This window comes from Xenorhabdus griffiniae (assembly GCF_015163655.1).
Lineage (GTDB): Bacteria > Pseudomonadota > Gammaproteobacteria > Enterobacterales > Enterobacteriaceae > Xenorhabdus > Xenorhabdus griffiniae.
This window is the reverse complement of record NZ_JADEUF010000228.1, coordinates 1-1,828: the sequence shown is the minus strand read 5'-3', so window position 1 is coordinate 1,828 and position 1,828 is coordinate 1. Positions and strand designations below refer to the sequence as shown.

The following is a 1,828-nucleotide window of genomic DNA, read 5'->3' as shown; positions in this document are numbered from 1 at the left end:
ACGCCAGCGTGCCTTCTCCCGAAGTTACGGCACCATTTTGCCTAGTTCCTTCACCCGAGTTCTCTCAAGCGCCTGAGTATTCTCTACCTGACCACCTGTGTCGGTTTGGGGTACGATGGACCCGAATCTGAAGCTTAGGGGCTTTTCCTGGAAGCGGGGCATCAGCAACTTCAGCACCGTAGTGCCTCGTCATCGTGCCTCAGTGTTAGGGCTAACCGGATTTGCCTGGTCAGCCCACCTACACACTTAAACCGGGACGACCGTCGCCCGGCTTGCCTAGCCTTCTCCGTCCCCCCATCGCAATTCGGGCCCGTACAGGAATATTAACCTGTTTCCCATCGACTACGCTTTTCAGCCTCGCCTTAGGGGTCGACTCACCCTGCCCCGATTAACGTTGGACAGGAACCCTTGGTCTTCCGGCGAGCGGGTTTTTCACCCGCTTTATCGTTACTTATGTCAGCATTCGCACTTCTGATACCTCCAGCCCACCTCACAGTGGACCTTCAACGGCTTACAGAACGCTCCCCTACCCAACGACACTGAGTGTCGCTGCCGCAGCTTCGGTGCATGGTTTAGCCCCGTTACATCTTCCGCGCAGGCCGACTCGACCAGTGAGCTATTACGCTTTCTTTAAATGATGGCTGCTTCTAAGCCAACATCCTGGCTGTCTGAGCCTTCCCACTTCGTTTCCCACTTAACCATGACTTGGGGACCTTAGCTGGCGGTCTGGGTTGTTTCCCTCTTCACGACGGACGTTAGCACCCGCCGTGTGTCTCCCGTGATAACATTCTTCGGTATTCGCAGTTTGCATCGGGTTGGTAAGTCGGGATGACCCCCTAGCCGAAACAGTGCTCTACCCCCGAAGATGACTTCACGAGGCGCTACCTAAATAGCTTTCGGGGAGAACCAGCTATCTCCCGGTTTGATTGGCCTTTCACCCCCAGCCACAAGTCATCCGCTAATTTTTCAACATTAGTCGGTTCGGTCCTCCAGTTAGTGTTACCCAACCTTCAACCTGCCCATGGCTAGATCACCGGGTTTCGGGTCTATACCCTGCAACTTAACGCCCCGTTAAGACTCGGTTTCCCTGCGGCTCCCCTATGCGGTTAACCTTGCTACAGAATATAAGTCGCTGACCCATTATACAAAAGGTACGCAGTCACCCTGATAAATCAGGGCTCCCACTGCTTGTACGTACACGGTTTCAGGTTCTTTTTCACTCCCCTCGCCGGGGTTCTTTTCGCCTTTCCCTCACGGTACTGGTTCACTATCGGTCAGTCAGGAGTATTTAGCCTTGGAGGATGGTCCCCCCATATTCAGACAGGATAACACGTGTCCCGCCCTACTCATCGAACTCACAGCCTGTGTCTCTTCGTGTACGGGACTATCACCCTTTACTGTGCGCCTTTCCAGGCGCTTCCACTGAGACACACACTGATGCTGGTTCTGGGCTCCTCCCCGTTCGCTCGCCGCTACTGGGGGAATCTCGGTTGATTTCTTTTCCTCGGGGTACTGAGATGTTTCAGTTCCCCCGGTTCGCCTCATTAACCTATGGATTCAGTTAATGATGGTGCAACGGATTGCACCGGGTTTCCCCATTCGGACATCGCCGGCTGATAGCGCTTCATATCAGCTCACCGGCGCTTTTCGCAGATTAGCACGTCCTTCATCGCCTCTGACTGCCTAGGCATCCACCGTGTACGCTTAGTCGCTTAACCTCACAACCCGAAGAAGTCTTCCGGTCGGAGTGTTGAGAGTGTCATCAATGTTATCATTCCATAACACTGACGGTTTCAAATTTTCAGCTTGTTCCAGATTGTTAAAGAGC

General features: G+C 53.6%; 1 rRNA gene. It reads right to left on the bottom strand.

The annotated features are described in order from the left end of the window. Window positions 1–1,718, bottom strand: a 23S ribosomal RNA gene (locus tag IQ211_RS19050); the annotation flags it as partial. Window positions 1,719–1,828: the final 110 nt, after the last annotated feature.